A 19,196-nucleotide genomic window follows, 5' to 3' on the forward strand; every position below is an offset into this window, starting at 1 on the left:
TACCGCGACTTCTGAGGAGTGGGTGCGCCGGCGAATCGAGAACGAGGAGAGTGCGTGCTACGCGGACGGGCCCGTCGCGACCGGGCGACCGGGGGTGTTCGACCACTGCGACCACGAGCCGGGGTAGAGGCGCGGCGCGAAGCCCGCGAGCGTCAGCGCGACGGCGTCGGCGGCGGCCGTCACTCCGGAGCCGCAGTAGACGCCGACCGGAGCATCGGCCCGCACGCCGACCGCCTCGAAGCGCGCGCGCAGCTCGGAGGACGGGAGGAAGCGGCCCTCGGAGTCGACGTTGTCGGTCGCCGGCGCGTTCAGCGCCCCCGGGATGTGCCCGGCGCGCGGGTCGATCGGCTCGACGTCGCCGCGGTACCGCTCGGGCGCGCGGGCGTCGAGCAGCACGCCGTGAGAGGGGAACGCGGCCGCCGCGTCGATGTCGAGCACCGGCAGGGCACCGTAGGCGAGCTCCACGTCGCCGCGCACCGGAGTCACGGGACCGGTCTCGAGCGCGCGCCCCGACCCGGTCCAGGCGCGGAGCGACCCGTCGAGCAGGCGCACCTCGGCGACTCCGGCCGCCCGCAGCAGCCACCACGCGCGGGCCGACGACAGGTTCTTCAGGTCGTCGTAGACCACGACCGCCTGGCCCTGGCGCAGGCCCCAGCCGCGGGCCGCCTCCTGCAGCGCGTCGATCGGAGGCAGCGGGTGCCGCCCGTCAGCCGGGTCGCCGTGCTCGGCCAGCTCGTGATCGAGGTCGACGTAGACGGCTCCGGGCACGTGCCCGTCGAGGTACGCGGGCCGGCCGTCGGGGCGATCGAGGCGCCAGCGCACGTCGAGCACGAGCGGCGGCTCGGGCGACGCGAGCGCCTCCTCGAGCTCCTCGGGCGTCACGAGCACGTCGCGCCGATCGGGGAGAGCGGAGCCGGAGCGGTCGGAGCCTGAGAGCGCAGTGTCGGAAAGTGCAGGGTCGGAAAGCGCAGTATCGGGCAGAGCAGTGTCGGTCATGACGGTCCTTTCGAGTGCGCTCACAGCGCGGTTGCGGGATTCAGGATGCCCTGAGGATCGAACAGCCGCCGCACCGCGCGCTGCAGGGAGACGACATCGGGGCCGAGCTCGCGCCTGGCCCACTCGCGCTTCAGGCCACCGACGCCGTGCTCGCCGCTGACGGTGCCGCCGAGCTCGAGAGCGAGGGCGAACACCGCCTCGGCCGCGGCGTCGGCCTGCGCGCGAGCCGCGTCGGTCTCGTCGCGGAGGCGGATGATCGGGTGCAGGTTGCCGTCGCCGGCGTGCGCGAACACGTACACGTCGGCGCCGGTGTCGGCGGCGATCGCGTGGATCCGCCGGATCGCCTCGGCGAGACGCGACCGGGGCACGGCGATGTCCTCGATGAGGACCCGGCCGCGCGCCTCGACAGCGGGCAGTGCGTCGCGGCGCGCGGCCGCCAGGGCGAGCCCCTCGGCGGCGTCGAGGGTCGTCTCGACGCTCGCCGCGGTCGCCGCGAGGACGGTGCGGACCGCCTCGATCTCGTCGGCCGCGCCGAAGCCGTCGGTCTGCACGAGGAGGAACGCGCCTCCGCGGGCCGCCAGATCGGAGCCGCGCAGCGCGTCGATCGCCTCGAGGGTGCGGTCGTCGACGAGCTCGAGCACGCTCGGGCGCAGGCCCGCGAGCGCGAGCGCGACGGCGGCCTCGGCTCCCGCGGCGACATCGGCGAAGAACGCCGCGGCGGTCGCGGTGACGCGGGGCCGCGGCAGGAGGCGGAGGGTCGCGCCGACGACCACGCCGAGGCTCCCCTCCGACCCGACCACGAGGGAGGTCAGGTCGAGGCCGACGACGCCCTTCACGGTGTCGCGGCCGAGGTGGACGAGCGAGCCGTCGGCCAGGACCACGTCGAGGGCGAGCACCGCGTCGCGCGTCACTCCGTACTTCGCGCCGCGCAGCCCGCCCGCGTTCGTGGCGATGTTGCCGCCGATGGTCGAGATCTCGACGCTGCCGGGGTCGGGCGCGTAGAGCAGGCCGTGGCGGGCGGCGGCGCGGTCGAGGTCGGCGGTGATCACCCCGGGCTCGACCCGTGCGACGCCGTCGACCGGGTCGATCGAGAGGATGCGGTCGAGCCCGGAGACGTCGAGCACGATCACGCCCTCCCCCGCGCTCGCGGCGCCCGCGAGGCCGGAGGCGGCCCCTCGGGTCACCACGGGGATCCCGTGGGCGGAGGCGTACGCGAGCGTCGCGCGGACCTCAGCGACATCGCGGGCGCGCACCACTCCGACCGGATCGCCCGCGGGCGACCAGCCCGAGCGGTCGGCGTGGACGACGGCGGGCGCGATCTCGGGGATCGGCACGATGTCGGGGGCGGGCGCGATGTCGGGGGCGGAGGCGATGGCGCTCACGCCTCCACCCGCGTGATGATCGCAGCGGTCGCCGCCGACGCCTTCACCCGCTCGAGGAACAGGACCACGGTCGCCGCGGCCGAGCGGTGAGTCGCGTCGTTCAGCGCGTCGTGTCGCCCGTCGGCGAGGAGGTGGATCTCGGCGCGCGGGGCCGTGCGGTAGACGGCCACCGCCTCCGCCACGGGGCTGATCGCGTCGGCCTCGCCGTGCAGCGCGAGCAGCGGGGCGCGCACGGCGCTCGCCACGACCGAGAGCAGCTCCGGAGGAAGCACCGCGTCGCGCGCGACCGCATCGGCCTCGCGCGCGAGCACCCCGGCGTGGGTCGGGCAGGCGGTCCGCTCGGCGACGCCCTCGCCTCCCTCGGCGCGGACGGGCAGACCGGCGACGATCACCGCGTCGACCGCCTCGGGGTGGGTCGCGGCGAGCTCGAGGGCGACCGCCGCGCCCGCGTCGGAGCCGACCAGCACCAGGGGTGAGACGGCGGCGGGGTCGTGGAGGAGCTCGAGCGCCGCCTCCCGGATCCCCTCGACGGTCGCGTCGCCCAGCGCGCGAACGCGGTAGGCGTCGCGAGCGAGCCGGGTGCCGAGGCGCTCGTAGACGGCCGGCGTCTCGCCTCGGCCGCCGAGGACGATCAGTGTGCCTCGGGGTCCGATGCCCTCGGGCTCGTCGAAGCGCTGGACGAGGGGGGCGGGGATGGTCAGGGTCATGCGGGGACTCCTTCGGGAGAGGGGACGGAGAGCTCGGCGAGCGGGAGCGGCGCGACGGCCGCCTCCCGACCGCGGAGCCCGAGGAGGAGCTGCAGGCGCTCGCTCACGGGAACGGCGACGCCCGCTCGGCGGGCGAGCAGCACGACTTCGCCGGTGAGGTGGTCGACCTCGCTTCCGGCGCCGCGGGCGAAGCTCTGCCAGGTCGAGAGACGACCGGCGGTGTGGCCGGTGACGGGGTCGACCCGGAGGCGAGTGCCGTCGTCGGCGGCGATCGTGCGGCCGTTCGCGGTGAGCGCGAGGCGCGCCTCCGCCACGAGCGTGTCGCGAAGCGCGCTGCGCTCGTCGTCGGAGCCGGTGAAGAGGTCGAGGCCGTTGACGGCGTTCGCGAGCAGCTTCCGCGCCTTCCACGCGCCGATGTCGGGCACGGCCCGCGCCGCGAAGCCCGCATCGCGGAACGTCGCGGCGAGCGCCTCGGCCCGGGGGTCGTCGGCGTCGGGGTGTCGGCCGATCCAGAGCGCTCCGACCGTCGGGAACGACGGCGACACGATCTCGCCGGGGGTGAGGAAGCTGGCCGCGATGCCGATCGAGACGCTGAACACGTCGGCGAAGCGGCGCAGCGCCGCGTCCTCGGCGGCAAGTCCGTTCTGGAAGGTGAGCACCGGCAGCTCGCTGCCCGCTCGCCCGCCGACCAGCGGCGTCCACGCCCACTCGGCGAGCGCCGCCTCGGCGTCCTGCGCCTTCACGGTCAGCACGAGCACGTCGCCTCGGCGCGGTGCCGCCTCGAGCGGTCCGCTCGCCACCGGCACCCGCACCGTCTCGTCGCCGGCCGGCCGTCGGAGGCGCAGCCCGCGCTCGCGGACCAGGCGGAGGTGCTCGCCGCGCGCGATCAGCACGACGTCCTCCCCCGCGAGATGCAGCTGCGCCGCGACCACCGAGCCCACGGCCCCGCCGCCGATGACGAGGAAGCGCCGGCTCACGAGGTCACCGCCGACACTCCGGGGATCGCCGCGAGGAGCGTCCGGGTGTACTCCGACTCGGGCGAGCGGAAGACGCGGGAGGTGGTCCCCGCCTCCTCGACCCGGCCGCGGTTCAGCACCACGATGTCGTGCGAGACGTCGGCGACGACCGCGAGGTCGTGCGAGATGAAGAGGTAGGCGACTCCGAGGTCTCGCTGCAGCTCGACCAGCAGCTCGAGGATCTGCGCCTGCACCGACACGTCGAGCGCCGAGACCGGCTCGTCGAGCAGCACGAGATCCGGCCCGAGTGCGAGCGCCCGGGCGATCGCGACCCGCTGGCGCTGGCCGCCCGAGAGCTCGGCGGGCAGACGGGAGAGGAAGGAGTCGGGCAGCCCGACCCGGTCGAGCAGCTCGTGGGCGCGGGCGAGGCGGGTGAGGCGATCGCCGACTCCGAACGACACCAGCGGCTCGACGACCGACTCGAGCACGGTGAAGCGCGGGTCGAGCGCCGCGAACGGGTTCTGGTGCACGAGCTGGATGCGCCGACGCAGCGGCCGCCACTGCTTCTCGCCGGCGTGGGTCAGGTCGGCCCCCTCGACGAGCACGCGGCCGCCCGACGCGCGCTCGAGGCCGAGGGCGATCCGCAGCGCGGTCGTCTTGCCCGAGCCCGACTCCCCCACCAGCGCGAGCGTCTGCCCGGCGCGCACCGAGAACGAGACGTCGTCGAGCGCACGGAAGTCGGCGCTCCGCCCGGGGAGCGCGAAGTCCTTGACGACCTTCTCGATCCGCAGGATCTCGGGAGCCGGTTCCACCTGATCGAAGCGCGGCACGATCGCCCCGCCGTGCCCGAGCCCGGGTGCCGCGTCGATCAGAGCGCGGGTGTACTCCTCCCGCGGCGCCACGAGGATCTCGGCCGGCGGACCCTGCTCGATCACCCGGCCGCCCCGCATCACGAGGACGCGGTCGGCCCGGTCGGCGGCGACCGCGAGGTCGTGCGTGATGATCAGCAGCGCGATCCCCTGCTCGCGGACGAGCGACTGCAGGTGGTCGAGGATCCGCTTCTGCACCGTCACGTCGAGCGCCGAGGTGGGCTCGTCGGCGATGATCAGCCGCGGCTTCCCCGCCAGCGCGATCGCGATCAGCGCGCGCTGGCGCAGGCCCCCCGAGAGCTCGTGCGGGTACTGCCGGGCGCGCAACTGCGGATCATCGATCCCCGCCTGCCCGAGCGCCTCGAGCACCTCGGCGTCGACCGCGCGGCGGTCGACCCCCCGCAGGCGCACCGCCTCGGCGACCTGGGCACCGATCCGCAGGGTGGGGTCGAGGCCGACCATCGGGTCCTGCGGCACGAGCCCGACGACGCGTCCCCGGAGGCGTCGCAGCTCCTTCTCGGAGGCGCGGGTGACATCGCCGCCGGCGATCTCGATCGAGCCGCCGAGGATCCGCCCGGACGCGGGCAGCAGCCCGAGCACGGCGTTCGCGGTCGTCGACTTGCCCGACCCCGACTCGCCGACCACGGCGACGATCTCGCCCGGGGCGATCTCGAGCGAGACCTCGTGCACGACGGTCTGCTCGCCGTAGGCGACCGACAGGCGATCCAGCCTTACGAGCGCGCTCATCGCTGCACCTCCTCGACGGTCTTCGCCACGTGGTTCAGCGAGAAGACCAGGAGTCCGACGAACAGGCCGGGCAGCAGCGAGAGCCAGGGGCTGGTCACCAGGTAGTTGCGACCGCTCGAGATGAGCGTGCCCCACTCCGCCGCGGGAGGAGCGGCACCGAAGCCGAGGAAGCTCAACGCGGCGACCGCGATGATCGCGGTCCCGAGATCGAGCACCGCCAGCACGGCGACCGGGCCCCACGAGTTGGGGAGCACGTGCCGCACGAGGATGCGCAGCCGAGTGGCGCCTCCGGTGCGGGCGGCCTCGACGTAGGGCAGCGTCTTCACCCGCAGGACCTCGGCGCGCGTGGTGCGTGCGAAGCCCGGCAGGATCCCGATCCCGACGGCCAGCGCCACCGGCAGTGTGCCGAAGCCGATCGCGGTGACGATGGCGAGCGCCAGCAGCAGCCCCGGGATCGCGAGGAGCACGTCGACGATCCGCATGATGACGGCGTCGACGACTCCGCCCGCGTAGCCCGAGACGACGCCGAGCGCGAGGCCGCCGATGAGGGCGATCGCGATCGCGATCACGGTGGCCTGGATGGTCAGCGCCCCGCCGTGCAGAACGCGCGCGAACAGGTCGCGGCCGAGCTCGTCGGTGCCGAAGAGGTGCGCGGCGCTCGGCGCCTGCAGCTTGTCGACGGGCGCCGTCGCAGTCGGGTCGTAGCCGGTGAACAGGGCCGGGGCGATCGCCGAGACCAGCACGAAGACGGCGAAGGCGAGCGCGATCACGAACCCGGGGCGGCGCAGGAGGAGCCGTGCGGTGCGGAGGCGCCGCGCGCTCCTTCCGTGCGGGGCGCGCTCGCGGGGCTCGGGCGCGACCGTCGCGGCGGTCTCGGTTCTGGTGAGTTCGAGCGTCATGGCCGGCTCGCCTTCGCTGTCGTGGTTATGCGCGGATCGAGGAGGGGGTAGAGCAGGTCGACGAGGAGGTTGATCCCGACGAAGACGGCTGCGGCCAGCACGACGACGGCCTGCACCACCGGTACGTCCTGGGTGAGCACCGACTCCTGAGCGAGCGTGCCGATGCCCTGCCGGCCGAAGATCGTCTCGGCGACGATCGCACCGGTGACGGTGTTGCCGGCGAGGATGCCGAGGATCGTCAGAGTCGGCAGCGAGGCGTTGCGGAACGCGTGCCGCCACTGCACCGCAGCGCGGGAGAGCCCCGCCGCGCGGGCGGTGGTGATGTACGCCTCCCGCTCGACGTCGGCGAAGCTGCGGGTCAGCACCTGCGCGAGCATCGCCGAGGTGGGGATCGCCATCGTCACCGCCGGCAGGATCAGGCTCGCCGGCGTCGCACTGCCCGTGGAGGGCAGCAGGTGCAGCGTGAAGGCGAAGAACTGGATGAGCAGCAGGCCGATCCAGAAACCGGGGAACGCGACTCCCGCGGAGGGCAGCCGGCTCAGCAGCACCTTGAGCGGTCGCCACTGCACGTACGCCGCCAGGTAGGCGAGCGCCGTGCCGCCGACGAGTGCGAGCCCGATCGCGAGGGCGCTGAGCTGGAGGGTTCCCGGCAGCTTCTCGACGATCAGCTGGGTCACCGGGATCCCCTTCGTGATGGAGGTGCCGAAGTCGCCCCGGAGCGCGTTGCCGAGCATGTGCAGGTACTGCTGCCAGACGGGCTGGTCGAGGCCGTAGCGCGCCTGCGCATCAGCGAGCTGCTGCGGAGTCAGAGAGTCGACCTCGACGTTGTTGGCCGAGAGCAGCAGCGCGAGCGGGTCGCTCGGCAGCAGCCACAGCACGGCGAAGGTCACCGTGTAGGCGGCCCACAGCACGAGGACCGCCTGGCCCAGCCGCCCGACGAGGTAGCGGCCGAGGCCCGAGGGGGCCGAGCGGAGGCCCGGCCTCCCCGGTGCCGCGGGTGTCGCGAGGGTCGTCACGGCTGGATCCAGGTCCCGGCGAAGTCGCCGAACGCCTCCGAGGTGAAGCGGAAGCCGTGCACCGCCGACGAGACGCCGGCCAGCTGCACCCGCTCGGCGAAGGGGAAGACGAGCGCGTTGTCGAGCAGGTAGTCCTGCAGCCGGCCGTAGACCGCCGCCCTGGCCGTCGTGTCGACGGTCTGGACGCCCTCGTCGAGCAGGGCCTGCACCTCGCTCGCCTGCTCGGGGGTGAAGTTGTTCACGGCCTGCGCCTTCGATCCTGCGTACCGGGAGTCGATGATCCACTGGATCACTCCCGGGTCGGCCCGGGTGTAGTAGGTCGAGATCAGGTCGTAGTCGCCGCTGTTGAGCACGTCCGCGCGCTGCGCGTTGGTGATCACGTTCAGCTCGAGGTCGATGCCGACCTGCTTGAGCTGGTCCTGGATCAGCTGGTCACCCGCGCCGAACTGCGCCACGATCGGCACCGAGAGGGTGAGCTTCTGCCCGTCCTTGTGGCGGTAGCCGTCGTCACCGAGTGCCCAGCCCGCCTCGTCGAGCAGCTCGCCGGCGCCGTCGGCGTCGAAGGCCAGTGGCGAGGACTCGTCCTTGGAGAAGGGCGTGGTCGTGTTGTAGACGCTCGTCACCGCCGGATAGCCGGCGCCGAAGATCGTCGATGCGTAGGTCTCGCGATCGATCGCCTTCTGCACCGCCTCGCGCACCGTCTGATCCGAGAGGATCTTCCCCTCCGACACGTTCGGGTAGTAGTTGCTCGCGGGGCCCGGCAGCGACCGGCTCTCGACGGTGTCGCCGTTGCCGGTGATCACCGCCTGGTCGTTCTCGGAGATCGGGTTCCGGCCCCAGGCGATGTCGATCTCGTCGCTCGTGAGCTGGCCGACGCGAACGCTGTCCTCGGCGACGTAGCTGACGTCGATGCCGTCGAGGTACGCCTCCCCCGTGTTGTCGCGGAGCGGAGAGCCCCAGGCGTAGCCGGCGCGCTTGTCGAGCGTGATCCCGGTGCCCGGGGTGTAGTCGGTGAGGGTGAAGGGCCCGGAGCCGACCACGGCACCGAGGCAGCGCTCCTCGGGCGTCTTCTCGTAAGAGGAGGCGGCGAGGATCGCGAGGTTGGTGGTCGAGGTGCCCTGGAGGAACGCGGCGTTGGGGGTCGAGAACGTGACCTTCACGGTGTCGGCGTCGACCACCTCCGTGCCCGAGTAGCCGGCCAGGTAGACGCCGCCGTAGGCAGCGGGCAGCTGCGCGAGGGTCGCCTGGTCGTTGTCGAAGGCGGTCTTGACGCTGTCGGCGGTGAACGCCGTGCCGTCCGAGAACGTCACGTCGGTGCGCAGATCGAAGGTGTACTCGGTTCCCGCGTCGTCGACGCTCCAGGCGGTCGCGAGCCACGGCTCGATCTCGCCCGTCTCAGGGTCCTGGTCGGTCAGGGAGTCGGCGACGTTGCGGATCACCGTGCGGTGCTCGATCCAGTAGGTCTGGAACGGATCGACGCACGAGAACGCGGCGTTGTCGGGGAAGAAGGCGAGCGAGAGCCGGCCGCCCGAGACCGGGGTCGCGTCGTCGGTGGCGGTGCCCGCTTCGGAGGATCCGGAGCAGGCGGTCAGGGCGAGGGCGGCGGCGAGGGTGAGCGCGGTCGCGCCCGCCCAGCGGGATCGTCGGTGAGTCATGGCTGTGTCTCCAGAGCAGGGGATGTCAGTGGGAGGAGTCAGTGGGCGGCGGCGGCGAGGGTGCGCGTGCCGGCGATCAGGAGGGCGGCGTCGTCCTGCGGCGGGTGCACGCGCGAGGCGAGGACGTCGCGCAGGTGGCGTTCGAGCGGGTTGTGCCGCGTGAGTCCGGGGTTGCCGAGGGCGGCGACGGCGGTCTCGACCGCCGTGATCGCCGAGCGGGTGGCGAGCAGCTTGCCGACGACGAGGCGCTCGGCGGCCGTCGGATCGCCCGCGTCGACGCGGGCGGCGAGCGAGAGCAGCACCTCCTCGGCCTGCACGAGCTGCGCCTCGATCTCGCCGGCGACCAAGCGGATGCGCTCCGTCGTCGCGATCGGACGCCCGAGCGAGGTCGGGATCCGCTCGTTCGCGAACCGCACGAAGAAGCTCTGCGCCGCCCGCCCGACGCCCACGTAGAGCGCCGCGACCGCGAGGCCGAAGCCTCCGCCCGCTCCCGCCTCCGGAGCGAGCTGCGAGCGCGGGGTGCCGCGGAAGTGCTCGAACGGCAGGCGGACCTGCTCGTAGACCACGTCGTGCGTGCTCGAGGCGCGCTGGCCGAGGTGGTCCCACGTCTTCTCGATCCGGACGCCCGGAGCATCTCCCGGGACGATCGCGTGCGCGAGCTCGGGCTCACCCGAGGCGCCCTGCAGGTCGACCGCCCAGACCAGGTGGTAGGCGAGCCCCTCGGAGCCGGTGGCGAAGCCCTTGCGTCCCTCCAGCACCCACTCGTCGCCGTCGCGACGGATCGTCGTCGCGGGCAGACCGCCGCGGGCGGGGGCACCCCACTCGGGCTCGGCCCGCACCGCGTTCAGCAGCACCGGGCGCTCGGCGGAGTCGGCGAGGACGCGGCGGTACAGCCCGTCGGGCCAGGTCGCGCCGCGGTCCTGCGCAGCGTGCTGCAGCACGGTCATCGCCGAGATCAGCGCGACCGCCGGGTCGCCCTGACCGAGCGCGCCGAAGATCCGGACGAGGTCGAGAGTAGAGGGCGGGGTGCCGCCGTAGCGAGTGCCGACCGCGACGGTGAGCAGTCCCGCGTCGTGGACGGCACGGATCCCCTCCCACGGGAACTGGGCGGTGCGGTCGTAGCGCTCGGCGGTCTCGGCGAGGCGGGCGGTGAGCCGGGCGAGCGCCCGGTCCGAGAGGTCGGGGGTGACGCGGGCGGGCGTGTCGAGCAGCGTCACGCGCTCGCTCCGATCAGCTCGGTGCTCTCGAGCGGAGGCTGCGCGACGATCTCGCCGCGGCGGCCGGTGACCTCGCGGTGCGCGAGCTCCTCGCGGACGAGCGGGATGATGTGGCGCCCGTAGTCGACCGCGTCGTTCAGGTTGTCGTAGCCGCGGATCGAGATCAGATCGGCGCCGAGGTCGACGTAGTCGAGGATCGCGGCGGCGACGGTCTCGGGCGTGCCGACGAGAGCGGTGGAGGCGCCCTGCGCTCCGGTCGCGGTCGCGGTCGGCGTCCAGAGGGCGCGGTCGTGCAGATCCTTGCGGCGCGCGATGTCGAGCAGGCGCTGCGAGCCGACGTTAGCCGGACCGTTCGCATCGGGCGTCTGCACCCACAGGCCCTTCCTCGGGTCGGCGGTCGCGGCCGAGCGCCCCTGCAGGATCCCGAGGATCCGGTGCGCCTTCTCCCACGCGAGCTCCTCGGTCGGCGCGATGATCGGCCGGAAGGTGACCCAGGTGCGCGGGGTGTCGGGGCGGCCGGCCGCGAGTGCGGCGTCGGCGATCCGGTCGATCTGCTGCTGGGTGTCGGCGAGCGGCTCGCCCCAGAGCCCGAAGATGTCGGCGAGCGCGCCGCCCTGACGGTAGGCCTCGTCACTCGAGCCCCCGACCGAGACGGGGATGCTCCCCCGCACCGGCCGCACCCGCGAGACGAAGTCCTCGAAGCGGTAGTAGGTGCCCTCGTGGTCGAACGGCTCCGTGGCCGACCAGACCTGCCGGAGGATCCGGATGTACTCCTCCTGGCGGGCGTAGCGCTCGACCTTGGTCAGGCGGTCGCCCTCGCGGGCCTGCTCGTGGTCGTTGCCTCCGGCGATGAAGTGCACGACTGCGCGGCCGATCGAGAGCTGATCGAGCGTCGCGAGCGCCTTGGCGGCGACCGTCGGGTAGATCGTGTTCGGGCGGAGCGCGACGATCGGCTTCAGGTGCTCGGTGTACTGCGTGACCGCGGCGGCGATGGTGAACGGGTCGTGCCCGGCCGAACCGTAGGGCACGAGCGTGTAGTCGAAGCCGCCGTCCTCGAGGATCCGCGAGTAGCGGCGGAGGTAGGCAACGTCGATGCCGGGCTGGGTGAGCCCGTTGACCTCGTTGGAGCTGTTGACGTTGATCGCGGAGATGAACTCGACGGCCATGGTGGTGTCCTTTCGACAGGAGGTGCGCGAGGGCGCGGAGAAGAGCTCGCGGGCACGGCGGAGCAGCCCGGAGGAGGGAGGTCGACGGCGCTGCTCGAGGAGCGCGGGTCGCGTGCGGCGGAGTCCGCCGCGTCGGTCGGAGAGCGCGACGCGGGAGCGTCAGTGCGGGCGACGCGGAGACGTCAGCACCGGGCGGTCAGCGAGAGGCTGGACAGGAACATCCGCGCACCGACGCGAAGGGGTTCCCGCCCACCGGCATTCGGCCCGGGCGCATCCGGCCGGCCGCTGCGTCGACGCGCGCCGCTCGGACCGCGCCGGAGGGCGCAGTCGAGACGAGGGCACGCGGGGAGGACATGTCGTCGACGCTACGGGCGGCGAGCCCGCGGCGTCCAACGATGATTCCGGATGCGTTCCGATCGGCGAACCCGATCGTTGGTAAGAATTCGTCATGTTCGAGCGTGCTCACGAGCGGACCTCGCGCAGCGGCGTCCTGATGGGGGACGGGCCGAACAGCTCGACGAGCGCGGCGAGCGCCGTGTCCTCGACATCGGGCGCGAGTCCGCGGCGCGAGACCAGCCGGAGGTTCACCGAGCCCAGAGTGGGCAGGTCGCGCCGCGCCTCGAGTCCGTCGGCGACGGCGCCCTGGTGCGAGGTCGGCAGCACCGCGACTCCGATGCCCGCTCTCGCCGCAGCGATCACGCCCTCGAGCCCCGCGGACTCGGCGACCACCCGCACCTCGTGCCCGAACGCTCCGAGCTGCTGCAGGGCGCGCTGGCGCATCCCGCACGGCTCGGAGTAGGCGACGAGCGGGATCGGGGCGCCCTCGGCGGGCTGCCAGCCCGGCGCCGCGTACCAGTCGAGCGGCAGCGTCGCGATCTGGCGGCCCGGCAGGTCACCGCCGACCCCGAGGATGACCGCGAGGTCGACGACCCCGCGGGCCACCGCCTCCGCGAGACGGGTGGAGCGCTCGAGCGAGAAGGTGAGCGGACGGTCGTCGAAGGCGCGGCGCAGCGTCTCGAGCAGCCGGGGCAGCAGCTGCTCGGCGGCGGGCTCGGTGAGACCGAGGGCGAGCGGGTTCTCGCTCGCCGCATCGAGGGTCTCGAGCGCGTCGTCGTGGACGGCGAGGATGCGGCGGGCCTGCACGAGGAGGCGCTCACCGGCGGGGGTGAAGCGGGCCTTGCGCCCCACCTTCTCGATGAAGGTGCGCTCGAGCCGGCGCTCGAGGGTGCGGACGTGCTGTGACACCGTCGGCTGGCTGATGTGCAGCGCGACGGCCGCGCGCCCGAAGCCGCCGCAGTCGGCGATCGCCACGAGCGTGCGCAGGTGGCCGATGTCGAGGGTCTCGGGCATCCCCCGACGCTACTGACGGCCCGCGCCTGCCGGGATCGCGACCGCAACACGCCGACATGTCCAGGAGACGACGGAGCGGACGAGACCTCGGAAGGACCCGTCCGCTCCGGAGGATCGGACTCAGTGCGCGATCACCGGCTCCGCCCCGGGAGTCGTCGCGATCGCGTCCGACCTGCGGCGGAACAGCAGCACCGACAGCACCGCGCCGAGGGCGAAGAATCCCGCGCCCCAGCCGTACGCCACCGCGTAGCTCTGCACCGCGGCCTCCGCCACCGTGGTCGCCGTCGCCGGAGCGTGCGAGGCGAGGTAGTCGGTCACCGCGGTCGCCGCGAGCGTGTTCAGCAGCGCTGTGCCGATCGAGCCGCCGACCTGCTGGCTCGTGTTGACCATCGCCGAGGCGACCCCGGCGAAGCGCATGTCCACTCCGCGGGTCGCCGTCTGCATCGAGCCGGGCATGATCGAGCCCACCGCGAAGCCGAGCACCATCAGGGCGGGGAGCACGTCGGCGGCGTACGCGCTGTCGAGGTCGAGGCGGGTGAGCAGCAGCATGCCGATCACGCCGAGGACCATTCCGGACGGGACCATGATCTTCGGGCCGAGGCGGGGCAGCAGCAGATTGGTGCCGAGCTGCGCGGCGAGGACGAGCATCCCGATCATCGGCAGGAAGGAGAGGCCGGTCTGGATCGGCGAGTAGCCCAGCGACACCTGGAGGAAGTAGGTGACGAACAGGAAGATGCCGAACATGCCGGCTCCCGCGATCAGCACCGACAAGTAGGCGGCTCCGCGGTCGCGGTCGAGCACGATCTGCAGCGGCAGCAGCGGGTGCTCCGTGGTGCGCTGGCGCAGCACGAAGCCGACCAGCAGCACGACGGCGGCGGCGAGCGGCACCCAGGTCATCGGCGAGTCCCAGCCGTCGGTCTCGGCGTTGGCGAAGCCGAACACCAGCCCGAACAGTGCGGCGGAGACGAGGATCGTGCCGGGCGCGTCGAGCTTCGGGCGCGGCCCGGTGCGGTCGATGGCCGGAACGAAGACGATCGCGCCGATCACCGCGACGACCGCGATCACCACGTTGATGTAGAGGTTCCACCGCCAGTCGAAGCTCTCGGTGAGCACTCCGCCGAGGAGGAGGCCCACGGCACCGCCGGCACCCGCGATCGCGCCGAAGACGCCGAACGCGCGCGCCCGCTCCTTCGGGATCGTGAACGTCGTGGTCAGCACGGCGAGCGCCGTCGGAGCGAGGAGCGCTCCGAACACCCCCTGCAGCGCCCGGGCGGCGATGAGCAGCTCGAAGTTCGGGGCGGCTCCTCCCAGGGCGGAGGCGAGGGCGAAGCCGACGAGGCCGATGATGAAGGTGCGCTTGCGGCCGAGCAGGTCGGAGAGGCGCCCGCCGAGCAGGAGCAGGCTGGCGAAGGCGAGGGAGTAGGCGGTGACGACCCACTGGCGGTCGCCGTCCGAGAAGCCGAGGTCGGCCTGCGCAGCCGGGAGGGCGATGTTCACCACCGTCGAGTCGAGGACGACCATCAGCTGGGCGAGGCCGACGGCCACGAGGGTCCACCAGCGGCGGTTCGGGCGAGCCGGGGCCGCGGGGGCGGCGCTCTGCGGCTGCGAGGAGGTCTGGGTCATGGGCTCGACCATATACGAGACCGAGCAGTTCCGGAACTGCGGAGTTCTTCATTTAGCATGGACCTCACGCGGGACCACGCCGGTCCCGCCGAGACCGACAGGAGCAGCCGCGATGACGCCGCCCACTCCCCCCACCGCTGCGTGCGAGACCGCGCGTCCCGGACGCCGTCGCGACCCGAGCCGCGACGGCGAGATCCTGACCGCCGCCCTCGACGTGCTCGCGGAGACCGGCTACGAGGGCATGACCATCGACATGGTCGCCACCCGCGCCCGAGCGGGGAAGGCGACCGTCTACCGCCGGTGGGACTCCAAGTCCGAGCTCGTCCTCGACGCCCTCTCCTGCCTCAAGGGAGCCGACCTCGCGGAGGAGTCGCCGCCCGACACCGGCTCGCTCCGCGGCGACCTGATCGCGCTCATCAAGCCGCACTCGATCGAGGAGGCCGAGCGGAAGCTGCACATCATGTCCGGCGTCGTCGCGATGATCTCCAAGGCCCCCGAGCTCGCGGACGCCGTGCGCAGCGCGATCGTGGAGCCGCGGGCGCGCGCCAACCGCCTCCTGCTGAACCGCGCCGTGGCGCGGGGCGAGGTCGCGGCCGGCATCGACGTGGAGCAGCTGGCGCTGATCACGCCCTCGATGGTCGCCTACCGGGTGCTGCTGCTGCGCGAGCCGGTGGACCGCGACTACCTGGTCTCCCTGATCGACACGGTGCTCCTGCCCGCGGCCGGCGTGCGCGCGGGCTCCGACGACGTCCCGCGGGTCTGAACGGACCCCCTCGCGGCCCCGGAAGCAGGGTGAGCGGACGCCCGCGGCGCGAGCACACCCCGCGAGCCTCCTAAAATCGGAGTCATGTCGAAAGTGTTGAGCAGTCTGCCCGTGGGCGAGCGTGTCGGAATCGCATTCTCGGGAGGCCTCGACACATCCGTCGCCGTCGCCTGGATGCGCGAGAAGGGCGCGGTGCCCTGCACCTACACCGCCGACATCGGCCAGTACGACGAGCCCGACATCGAGAGCGTCCCCTCCCGCGCGGCCCAGTACGGCGCCGAGATCTCGCGCCTCGTCGACGCGAAGAGCGCGCTGGTCGAGGAGGGGCTCGTCGCCCTGCAGTGCGGCGCCTTCCACATCCGCTCCGGCGGCAAGACCTACTTCAACACCACTCCCCTCGGCCGGGCCGTGACCGGCACCCTCCTCGTCCGCGCCATGCGCGAGGACGGCGTCGACATCTGGGGCGACGGCTCGACCTACAAGGGCAACGACATCGAGCGGTTCTACCGCTACGGCCTGCTCGCCAACCCCCGCCTGCGCATCTACAAGCCCTGGCTCGACGTGCAGTTCGTCAACGAGCTCGGCGGCCGCACCGAGATGTCGGAGTGGCTGGTCGCCCGCGGCTTCCCCTACCGCGACGCCACCGAGAAGGCCTACTCGACCGACGCCAACATCTGGGGCGCCACCCACGAGGCCAAGCGCCTCGAGGAGCTCTCCAGCGGACTCGAGCTCGTCGAGCCCATCATGGGAGTCGCGTCGTGGCGCGACGAGGTCGAGATCGCCTCCGAGGTCGTCTCGGTGCGGTTCGAGGCCGGCCGCCCCGTCGCGCTGAACGGCGTCGAGTTCTCGGACGCCGTCGCGCTCGTGCTCGAGGCGAACGCCATCGGCGGACGCCACGGGCTCGGCGTCTCGGACCAGATCGAGAACCGGATCATCGAGGCCAAGAGCCGCGGCATCTACGAGGCCCCCGGAATGGCGCTGCTGCACATCGCCTACGAGCGCCTGCTGAACGCCATCCACAACGAGGACACCGTCGCCCAGTACCACTCGGAGGGCCGCCGTCTCGGCCGCCTGATGTACGAGGGCCGCTGGCTTGACCCCCAGTCGCTGATGCTGCGGGAGTCCATCCAGCGCTGGGTCGGCTCGGCCGTGTCCGGCGAGGTCACCCTGCGCCTGCGCCGCGGCGACGACTACACGATCCTCGACACCACCGGCCCCGCGCTGAGCTACCACCCCGACAAGCTCTCGATGGAGCGCGTCGGCGACGCCGCCTTCGGCCCCGAGGACCGCATCGGGCAGCTCACCATGCGCAACCTCGACATCGCCGACTCCCGCTCGCGTCTCGAGCAGTACGCGGCCGCCGGCCTCGTCGGCGGTCCGACCGCCGAGCTCGTCGGCGAGCTCGAGATCGGCGAGGCCGACGCGATCACCGAGGGCGGCGGATCCGCAGCGGCCGACGCGCTCGGACGCGCCACCGACCTGGCCTCGGAGGGTGCGGCGTTCGACGCCGGCACCGACTGACCCCGCCTGCCCGACGCCCCCGCGCGCCTCCGTCCCACCGGGACGCGAGGCGCACGGGGGCGTCGTGCTGTGCCCGTCGTCCCGGCGCACCGAGTGCGAGCAGCGGGCACGGCCCGCGGGCGGTGCTCCGGCGTTCGCGGCGCCGCCGTCAGGGCGCGGAGGACCGAACCAGTGCGAGCGCCGCGTCCACGGTGGCGAGCGACTGCTCCGGATCGACCCGAGCCAGCACGAGCGCGGCCACCAGCAGCGACACGAGGACGTCCGCCTGAGCCGACGCCCACGACTGCGCGTCGGGCCAGCGGGCCAGAGCTCCGGCGCGCAGTGCGCCCAGCAGCTCGGCCCGGTAGTCGGCGATCACCTCGCGCACCGCGTCGTCGCGCGCGATCGGCGCTCCCGCCGCGTTGAGCAGCAGGCAGCCGCTCCGGGCGGAGAGCGTGCGGGAGTCGGCGAGCGCCGCCCGCAGCCCGGTGAAGTACTCCTCGAGCGCCGTCGGCGACGCCCCGCCCGGATCGACGAGAGGGGCGAGCCGGGGCCGCACCACTTCGTCGAGGTAGCTCTGCACGGCCGCGTCGAAGAGCCCGCGCTTGCTGCCGAAGGCGTGGTAGAGGCTGGAGCGGCGCAGTCCCGTCGCGGACTCCAGGTCCGGGAGCGACGCCTCCTCGAAGCCGCTCTCCCAGAAGACGGCGCGGGCGGCGCGGACGACCTCCTCGGTGTCGAAGCCCTGCGTGCGACCCACGGCGCCCCTCCTGACGGGTGACAGCTGCGGCGCCGCACTGGCGCGGACCGCTCGTCCCAGTATATTGTGGACTGGTCGTTACACAATCGGTGCGGAGCCCTCCGCACCACGACAACCGCCTGGAGGCCCGCCGTGATCGTTCTCGGACTGGTGCTCGCCGCTCTCGCCGCGGCGCTGCACGTCTACATCTTCGTGCTCGAGTCGGTCCTCTGGACGACCCCGCGTGCCCGCTCGACGTTCGGCACGACCGCCGGCGAGGCGGAGGCGACGAAGGAGATGGCCTACAACCAGGGCTTCTACAACCTCTTCCTCGCCGTCGTCACCGTGGCCGGCATCGTCGCCGTCGTGACCGGGGCCACCGCCGTCGGCGCGGCCCTCGTGTTCGCCGGCGCCGGATCGATGGTCGCCGCAGCGCTCGTCCTGCTCCTCTCCGCTCCGACCAAGCGCCGCGCCGCGCTGACCCAGATGACTCCGGGTCTGCTCGCGGTGATCGCGCTCGCCGTCGGCCTCGCACTCTGATCCCTTCCGCTCCACCACCACGAAAGGCCCCATGAGCACCGTCACCAGCACCCAGATCCAGCTCGTCCGCCGCCCCGACGGCTGGCCCGTCGCCGAGGACTTCCGGACCGCGACCGTCGAGTACGGCGACCCGGCCGCGGGCGAGATCCGCGTCGAGAACGCCTTCCTCTCGGTCGACCCCTACATGCGCGGCCGCATGAACGACGTGAAGAGCTACACCCCGCCCTTCGCCCTCGGCGAGACCATGACCGGCGGCGCCGTCGGCCGGGTGACCGTCTCCGACGATCCCGCGTTCCCCGTCGGCAGCGCGGTCCTGCACCAGCTCGGCTGGCGAGACGTCGTGCAGGCCGAGTCGTCGCAGTTCCGCGTCGTCCCCGAGATCCCCGGAGTGCCGCTCTCGCTCCGCCTCGGCATCCTCGGGATGACCGGTCTCACCGCGTACGTCGGGCTCACCGCCATCGCGGGCATGAAGGAGGGCGACACCGTCTTCGTCTCGGGCGCCGCGGGAGCCGTCGGCTCGGCCGCCGGCCAGATCGCGCGCCTCCTCGGAGCCGAGCGGGTCGTCGGATCCGCGGGCTCGGCCGAGAAGGTCGCCCTGCTGACGGAGAAGTACGGCTACGACGCCGCCTTCGACTACCACTCCGGCCCGGTCCGCGAGCAGCTGGCCGAGGCCGCGCCCGACGGGATCGACGTGTACTTCGACAACGTCGGCGGCGACCACCTCGAGGCGGCGCTCGACGCCTTCCGCGACGGCGGCCGCGCGGCTCTCTGCGGCGCGATCGCCGGCTACAACAGCACCGAGAAGACGCCGGGCCCCGACAACATGGCGAACATCATCACCCGCGGTCTCACTCTGCGCGGCTTCACGCTGTCCGGCTACCTCGACCACGCGCCGGAGTTCAACCGGCTGATGGCCGGCTGGTTCGCCGACGGCGAGATCGCCTACGACGAGACCGTCGTCGACGGCATCGACCACGCCGTGGACGCGTTCCTGTCGATGATGCGGGGCGGCAACACCGGCAAGATGGTCGTCCGCGTCTAGCGCCGACACCGGTGCGGCGGGCGCGAGGAGGG

Annotated in this window: 17 protein-coding genes; 4 read left to right on the top strand and 13 right to left on the bottom strand. The window is 73.0% G+C overall.

All coding sequences use genetic code 11. The features are described from left to right. Nucleotides 1-57: 57 nt before the first annotated feature. The 12 genes from C5C24_RS04480 to C5C24_RS04535 form a co-directional block, all read right to left on the bottom strand. Nucleotides 58-996 (bottom strand): sulfurtransferase, encoded by a 939-nt coding sequence (locus C5C24_RS04480; RefSeq protein WP_104304402.1) that lies wholly within the window; start codon nucleotides 994-996, stop codon nucleotides 58-60. A 20-nt stretch (nucleotides 997-1,016) separates the two neighbouring features. Beyond that, nucleotides 1,017-2,378 carry an FAD-binding oxidoreductase gene (locus C5C24_RS04485; protein WP_258065044.1) on the bottom strand — a complete coding sequence of 454 codons (1,362 nt, stop codon included), beginning with the start codon at nucleotides 2,376-2,378 and terminating at the stop codon, nucleotides 1,017-1,019. After that, nucleotides 2,375-3,085, bottom strand: coding sequence for an alpha/beta hydrolase (locus C5C24_RS04490; protein WP_104276501.1), 711 nt, complete (start codon nucleotides 3,083-3,085; stop codon nucleotides 2,375-2,377). The genes C5C24_RS04485 and C5C24_RS04490 overlap by 4 nt, the downstream gene beginning before the upstream one ends. Further along, nucleotides 3,082-4,062, bottom strand: coding sequence for a ketopantoate reductase family protein (locus C5C24_RS04495; protein WP_104276484.1), 981 nt, complete (start codon nucleotides 4,060-4,062; stop codon nucleotides 3,082-3,084). The genes C5C24_RS04490 and C5C24_RS04495 overlap by 4 nt, the downstream gene beginning before the upstream one ends. Next, entirely contained in the window at nucleotides 4,059-5,657 is a 1,599-nt protein-coding gene (locus C5C24_RS04500) for an ABC transporter ATP-binding protein (protein ID WP_104304403.1), read from the bottom strand. Before C5C24_RS04500 ends, C5C24_RS04495 begins: the two co-directional genes overlap by 4 nt. Beyond that, complete coding sequence (locus C5C24_RS04505; RefSeq protein ID WP_104276486.1) at nucleotides 5,654-6,556, bottom strand: ABC transporter permease; 903 nt, start codon at nucleotides 6,554-6,556, stop codon at nucleotides 5,654-5,656. The genes C5C24_RS04500 and C5C24_RS04505 overlap by 4 nt, the downstream gene beginning before the upstream one ends. After that, nucleotides 6,553-7,572 carry an ABC transporter permease gene (locus tag C5C24_RS04510; RefSeq protein WP_104281204.1) on the bottom strand — a complete coding sequence of 340 codons (1,020 nt, stop codon included), beginning with the start codon at nucleotides 7,570-7,572 and terminating at the stop codon, nucleotides 6,553-6,555. The genes C5C24_RS04505 and C5C24_RS04510 overlap by 4 nt, the downstream gene beginning before the upstream one ends. Next, the gene (locus C5C24_RS04515) at nucleotides 7,569-9,227 is read right to left on the bottom strand and encodes an ABC transporter substrate-binding protein (RefSeq protein ID WP_104304404.1); all 1,659 of its coding nucleotides are present in this window, start codon (nucleotides 9,225-9,227) and stop codon (nucleotides 7,569-7,571) included. Before C5C24_RS04515 ends, C5C24_RS04510 begins: the two co-directional genes overlap by 4 nt. A 38-nt stretch (nucleotides 9,228-9,265) precedes the next feature. Next, nucleotides 9,266-10,444, bottom strand: a complete 1,179-nt coding sequence (locus tag C5C24_RS04520) for an acyl-CoA dehydrogenase family protein (RefSeq protein WP_258065045.1) — start codon at nucleotides 10,442-10,444, stop codon at nucleotides 9,266-9,268. After that, nucleotides 10,441-11,610: an LLM class flavin-dependent oxidoreductase gene (locus C5C24_RS04525; protein WP_104304405.1), complete on the bottom strand. Its 1,170-nt coding sequence runs from the start codon at nucleotides 11,608-11,610 to the stop codon at nucleotides 10,441-10,443. The genes C5C24_RS04520 and C5C24_RS04525 overlap by 4 nt, the downstream gene beginning before the upstream one ends. 462 nt (nucleotides 11,611-12,072) lie before the next feature. Next, on the bottom strand, nucleotides 12,073-12,960 hold the full coding sequence (locus C5C24_RS04530) for a LysR family transcriptional regulator (protein WP_104276490.1): 888 nt from the start codon (nucleotides 12,958-12,960) through the stop codon (nucleotides 12,073-12,075). A 120-nt stretch (nucleotides 12,961-13,080) separates the two neighbouring features. Further along, complete coding sequence (locus C5C24_RS04535; RefSeq protein WP_104304433.1) at nucleotides 13,081-14,583, bottom strand: MFS transporter; 1,503 nt, start codon at nucleotides 14,581-14,583, stop codon at nucleotides 13,081-13,083. Between the two features lie 112 nt (nucleotides 14,584-14,695). Here C5C24_RS04535 and C5C24_RS04540 point away from each other — a divergent pair, with 112 nt between their 5' ends. Both C5C24_RS04540 and argG read left to right on the top strand, forming a co-directional pair. Continuing rightward, the gene (locus C5C24_RS04540) at nucleotides 14,696-15,346 is read left to right on the top strand and encodes a TetR/AcrR family transcriptional regulator (protein ID WP_104304406.1); all 651 of its coding nucleotides are present in this window, start codon (nucleotides 14,696-14,698) and stop codon (nucleotides 15,344-15,346) included. An 84-nt stretch (nucleotides 15,347-15,430) separates the two neighbouring features. Then, nucleotides 15,431-16,867, top strand: a complete 1,437-nt coding sequence (gene argG / locus C5C24_RS04545) for an argininosuccinate synthase (protein ID WP_104222545.1) — start codon at nucleotides 15,431-15,433, stop codon at nucleotides 16,865-16,867. A 148-nt stretch (nucleotides 16,868-17,015) separates the two neighbouring features. On the opposite strand, the gene C5C24_RS04550 is transcribed toward argG, so the two are convergent. Next, nucleotides 17,016-17,603 carry a TetR/AcrR family transcriptional regulator gene (locus tag C5C24_RS04550; protein ID WP_104304407.1) on the bottom strand — a complete coding sequence of 196 codons (588 nt, stop codon included), beginning with the start codon at nucleotides 17,601-17,603 and terminating at the stop codon, nucleotides 17,016-17,018. A 132-nt stretch (nucleotides 17,604-17,735) separates the two neighbouring features. Here C5C24_RS04550 and C5C24_RS04555 point away from each other — a divergent pair, with 132 nt between their 5' ends. Together C5C24_RS04555 and C5C24_RS04560 are read left to right on the top strand one after the other, a co-directional pair. After that, nucleotides 17,736-18,122: a DUF1304 domain-containing protein gene (locus C5C24_RS04555; RefSeq protein WP_104277589.1), complete on the top strand. Its 387-nt coding sequence runs from the start codon at nucleotides 17,736-17,738 to the stop codon at nucleotides 18,120-18,122. Between the two features lie 31 nt (nucleotides 18,123-18,153). Then, entirely contained in the window at nucleotides 18,154-19,164 is a 1,011-nt protein-coding gene (locus C5C24_RS04560; RefSeq protein WP_104222542.1) for an NADP-dependent oxidoreductase, read from the top strand. The last annotated feature ends 32 nt before the right edge of the window (nucleotides 19,165-19,196 follow it).

Source organism: Rathayibacter sp. AY2B3, from assembly GCF_002931755.1.
In the GTDB taxonomy this organism is placed as follows: domain Bacteria; phylum Actinomycetota; class Actinomycetes; order Actinomycetales; family Microbacteriaceae; genus Rathayibacter.

What these genes read in the sequence shown, in the direction of transcription:
- C5C24_RS04490 (WP_104276501.1), bottom strand. Translation starts at nt 3,085, where the DNA reads ATGACCCTGACCATCCCCGCCCCCCTCGTCCAGCGCTTCGACGAGCCC.
- C5C24_RS04525 (WP_104304405.1), bottom strand. Translation starts at nt 11,610, where the DNA reads ATGGCCGTCGAGTTCATCTCCGCGATCAACGTCAACAGCTCCAACGAG.
- C5C24_RS04530 (WP_104276490.1), bottom strand. Translation starts at nt 12,960, where the DNA reads ATGCCCGAGACCCTCGACATCGGCCACCTGCGCACGCTCGTGGCGATC.
- C5C24_RS04535 (WP_104304433.1), bottom strand. Translation starts at nt 14,583, where the DNA reads ATGACCCAGACCTCCTCGCAGCCGCAGAGCGCCGCCCCCGCGGCCCCG.
- argG (WP_104222545.1), top strand. Translation starts at nt 15,431, where the DNA reads ATGTCGAAAGTGTTGAGCAGTCTGCCCGTGGGCGAGCGTGTCGGAATC.
- C5C24_RS04540 (WP_104304406.1), top strand. Translation starts at nt 14,696, where the DNA reads ATGACGCCGCCCACTCCCCCCACCGCTGCGTGCGAGACCGCGCGTCCC.
- C5C24_RS04560 (WP_104222542.1), top strand. Translation starts at nt 18,154, where the DNA reads ATGAGCACCGTCACCAGCACCCAGATCCAGCTCGTCCGCCGCCCCGAC.
- C5C24_RS04500 (WP_104304403.1), bottom strand. Translation starts at nt 5,657, where the DNA reads ATGAGCGCGCTCGTAAGGCTGGATCGCCTGTCGGTCGCCTACGGCGAG.
- C5C24_RS04480 (WP_104304402.1), bottom strand. Translation starts at nt 996, where the DNA reads ATGACCGACACTGCTCTGCCCGATACTGCGCTTTCCGACCCTGCACTT.
- C5C24_RS04515 (WP_104304404.1), bottom strand. Translation starts at nt 9,227, where the DNA reads ATGACTCACCGACGATCCCGCTGGGCGGGCGCGACCGCGCTCACCCTC.
- C5C24_RS04505 (WP_104276486.1), bottom strand. Translation starts at nt 6,556, where the DNA reads ATGACGCTCGAACTCACCAGAACCGAGACCGCCGCGACGGTCGCGCCC.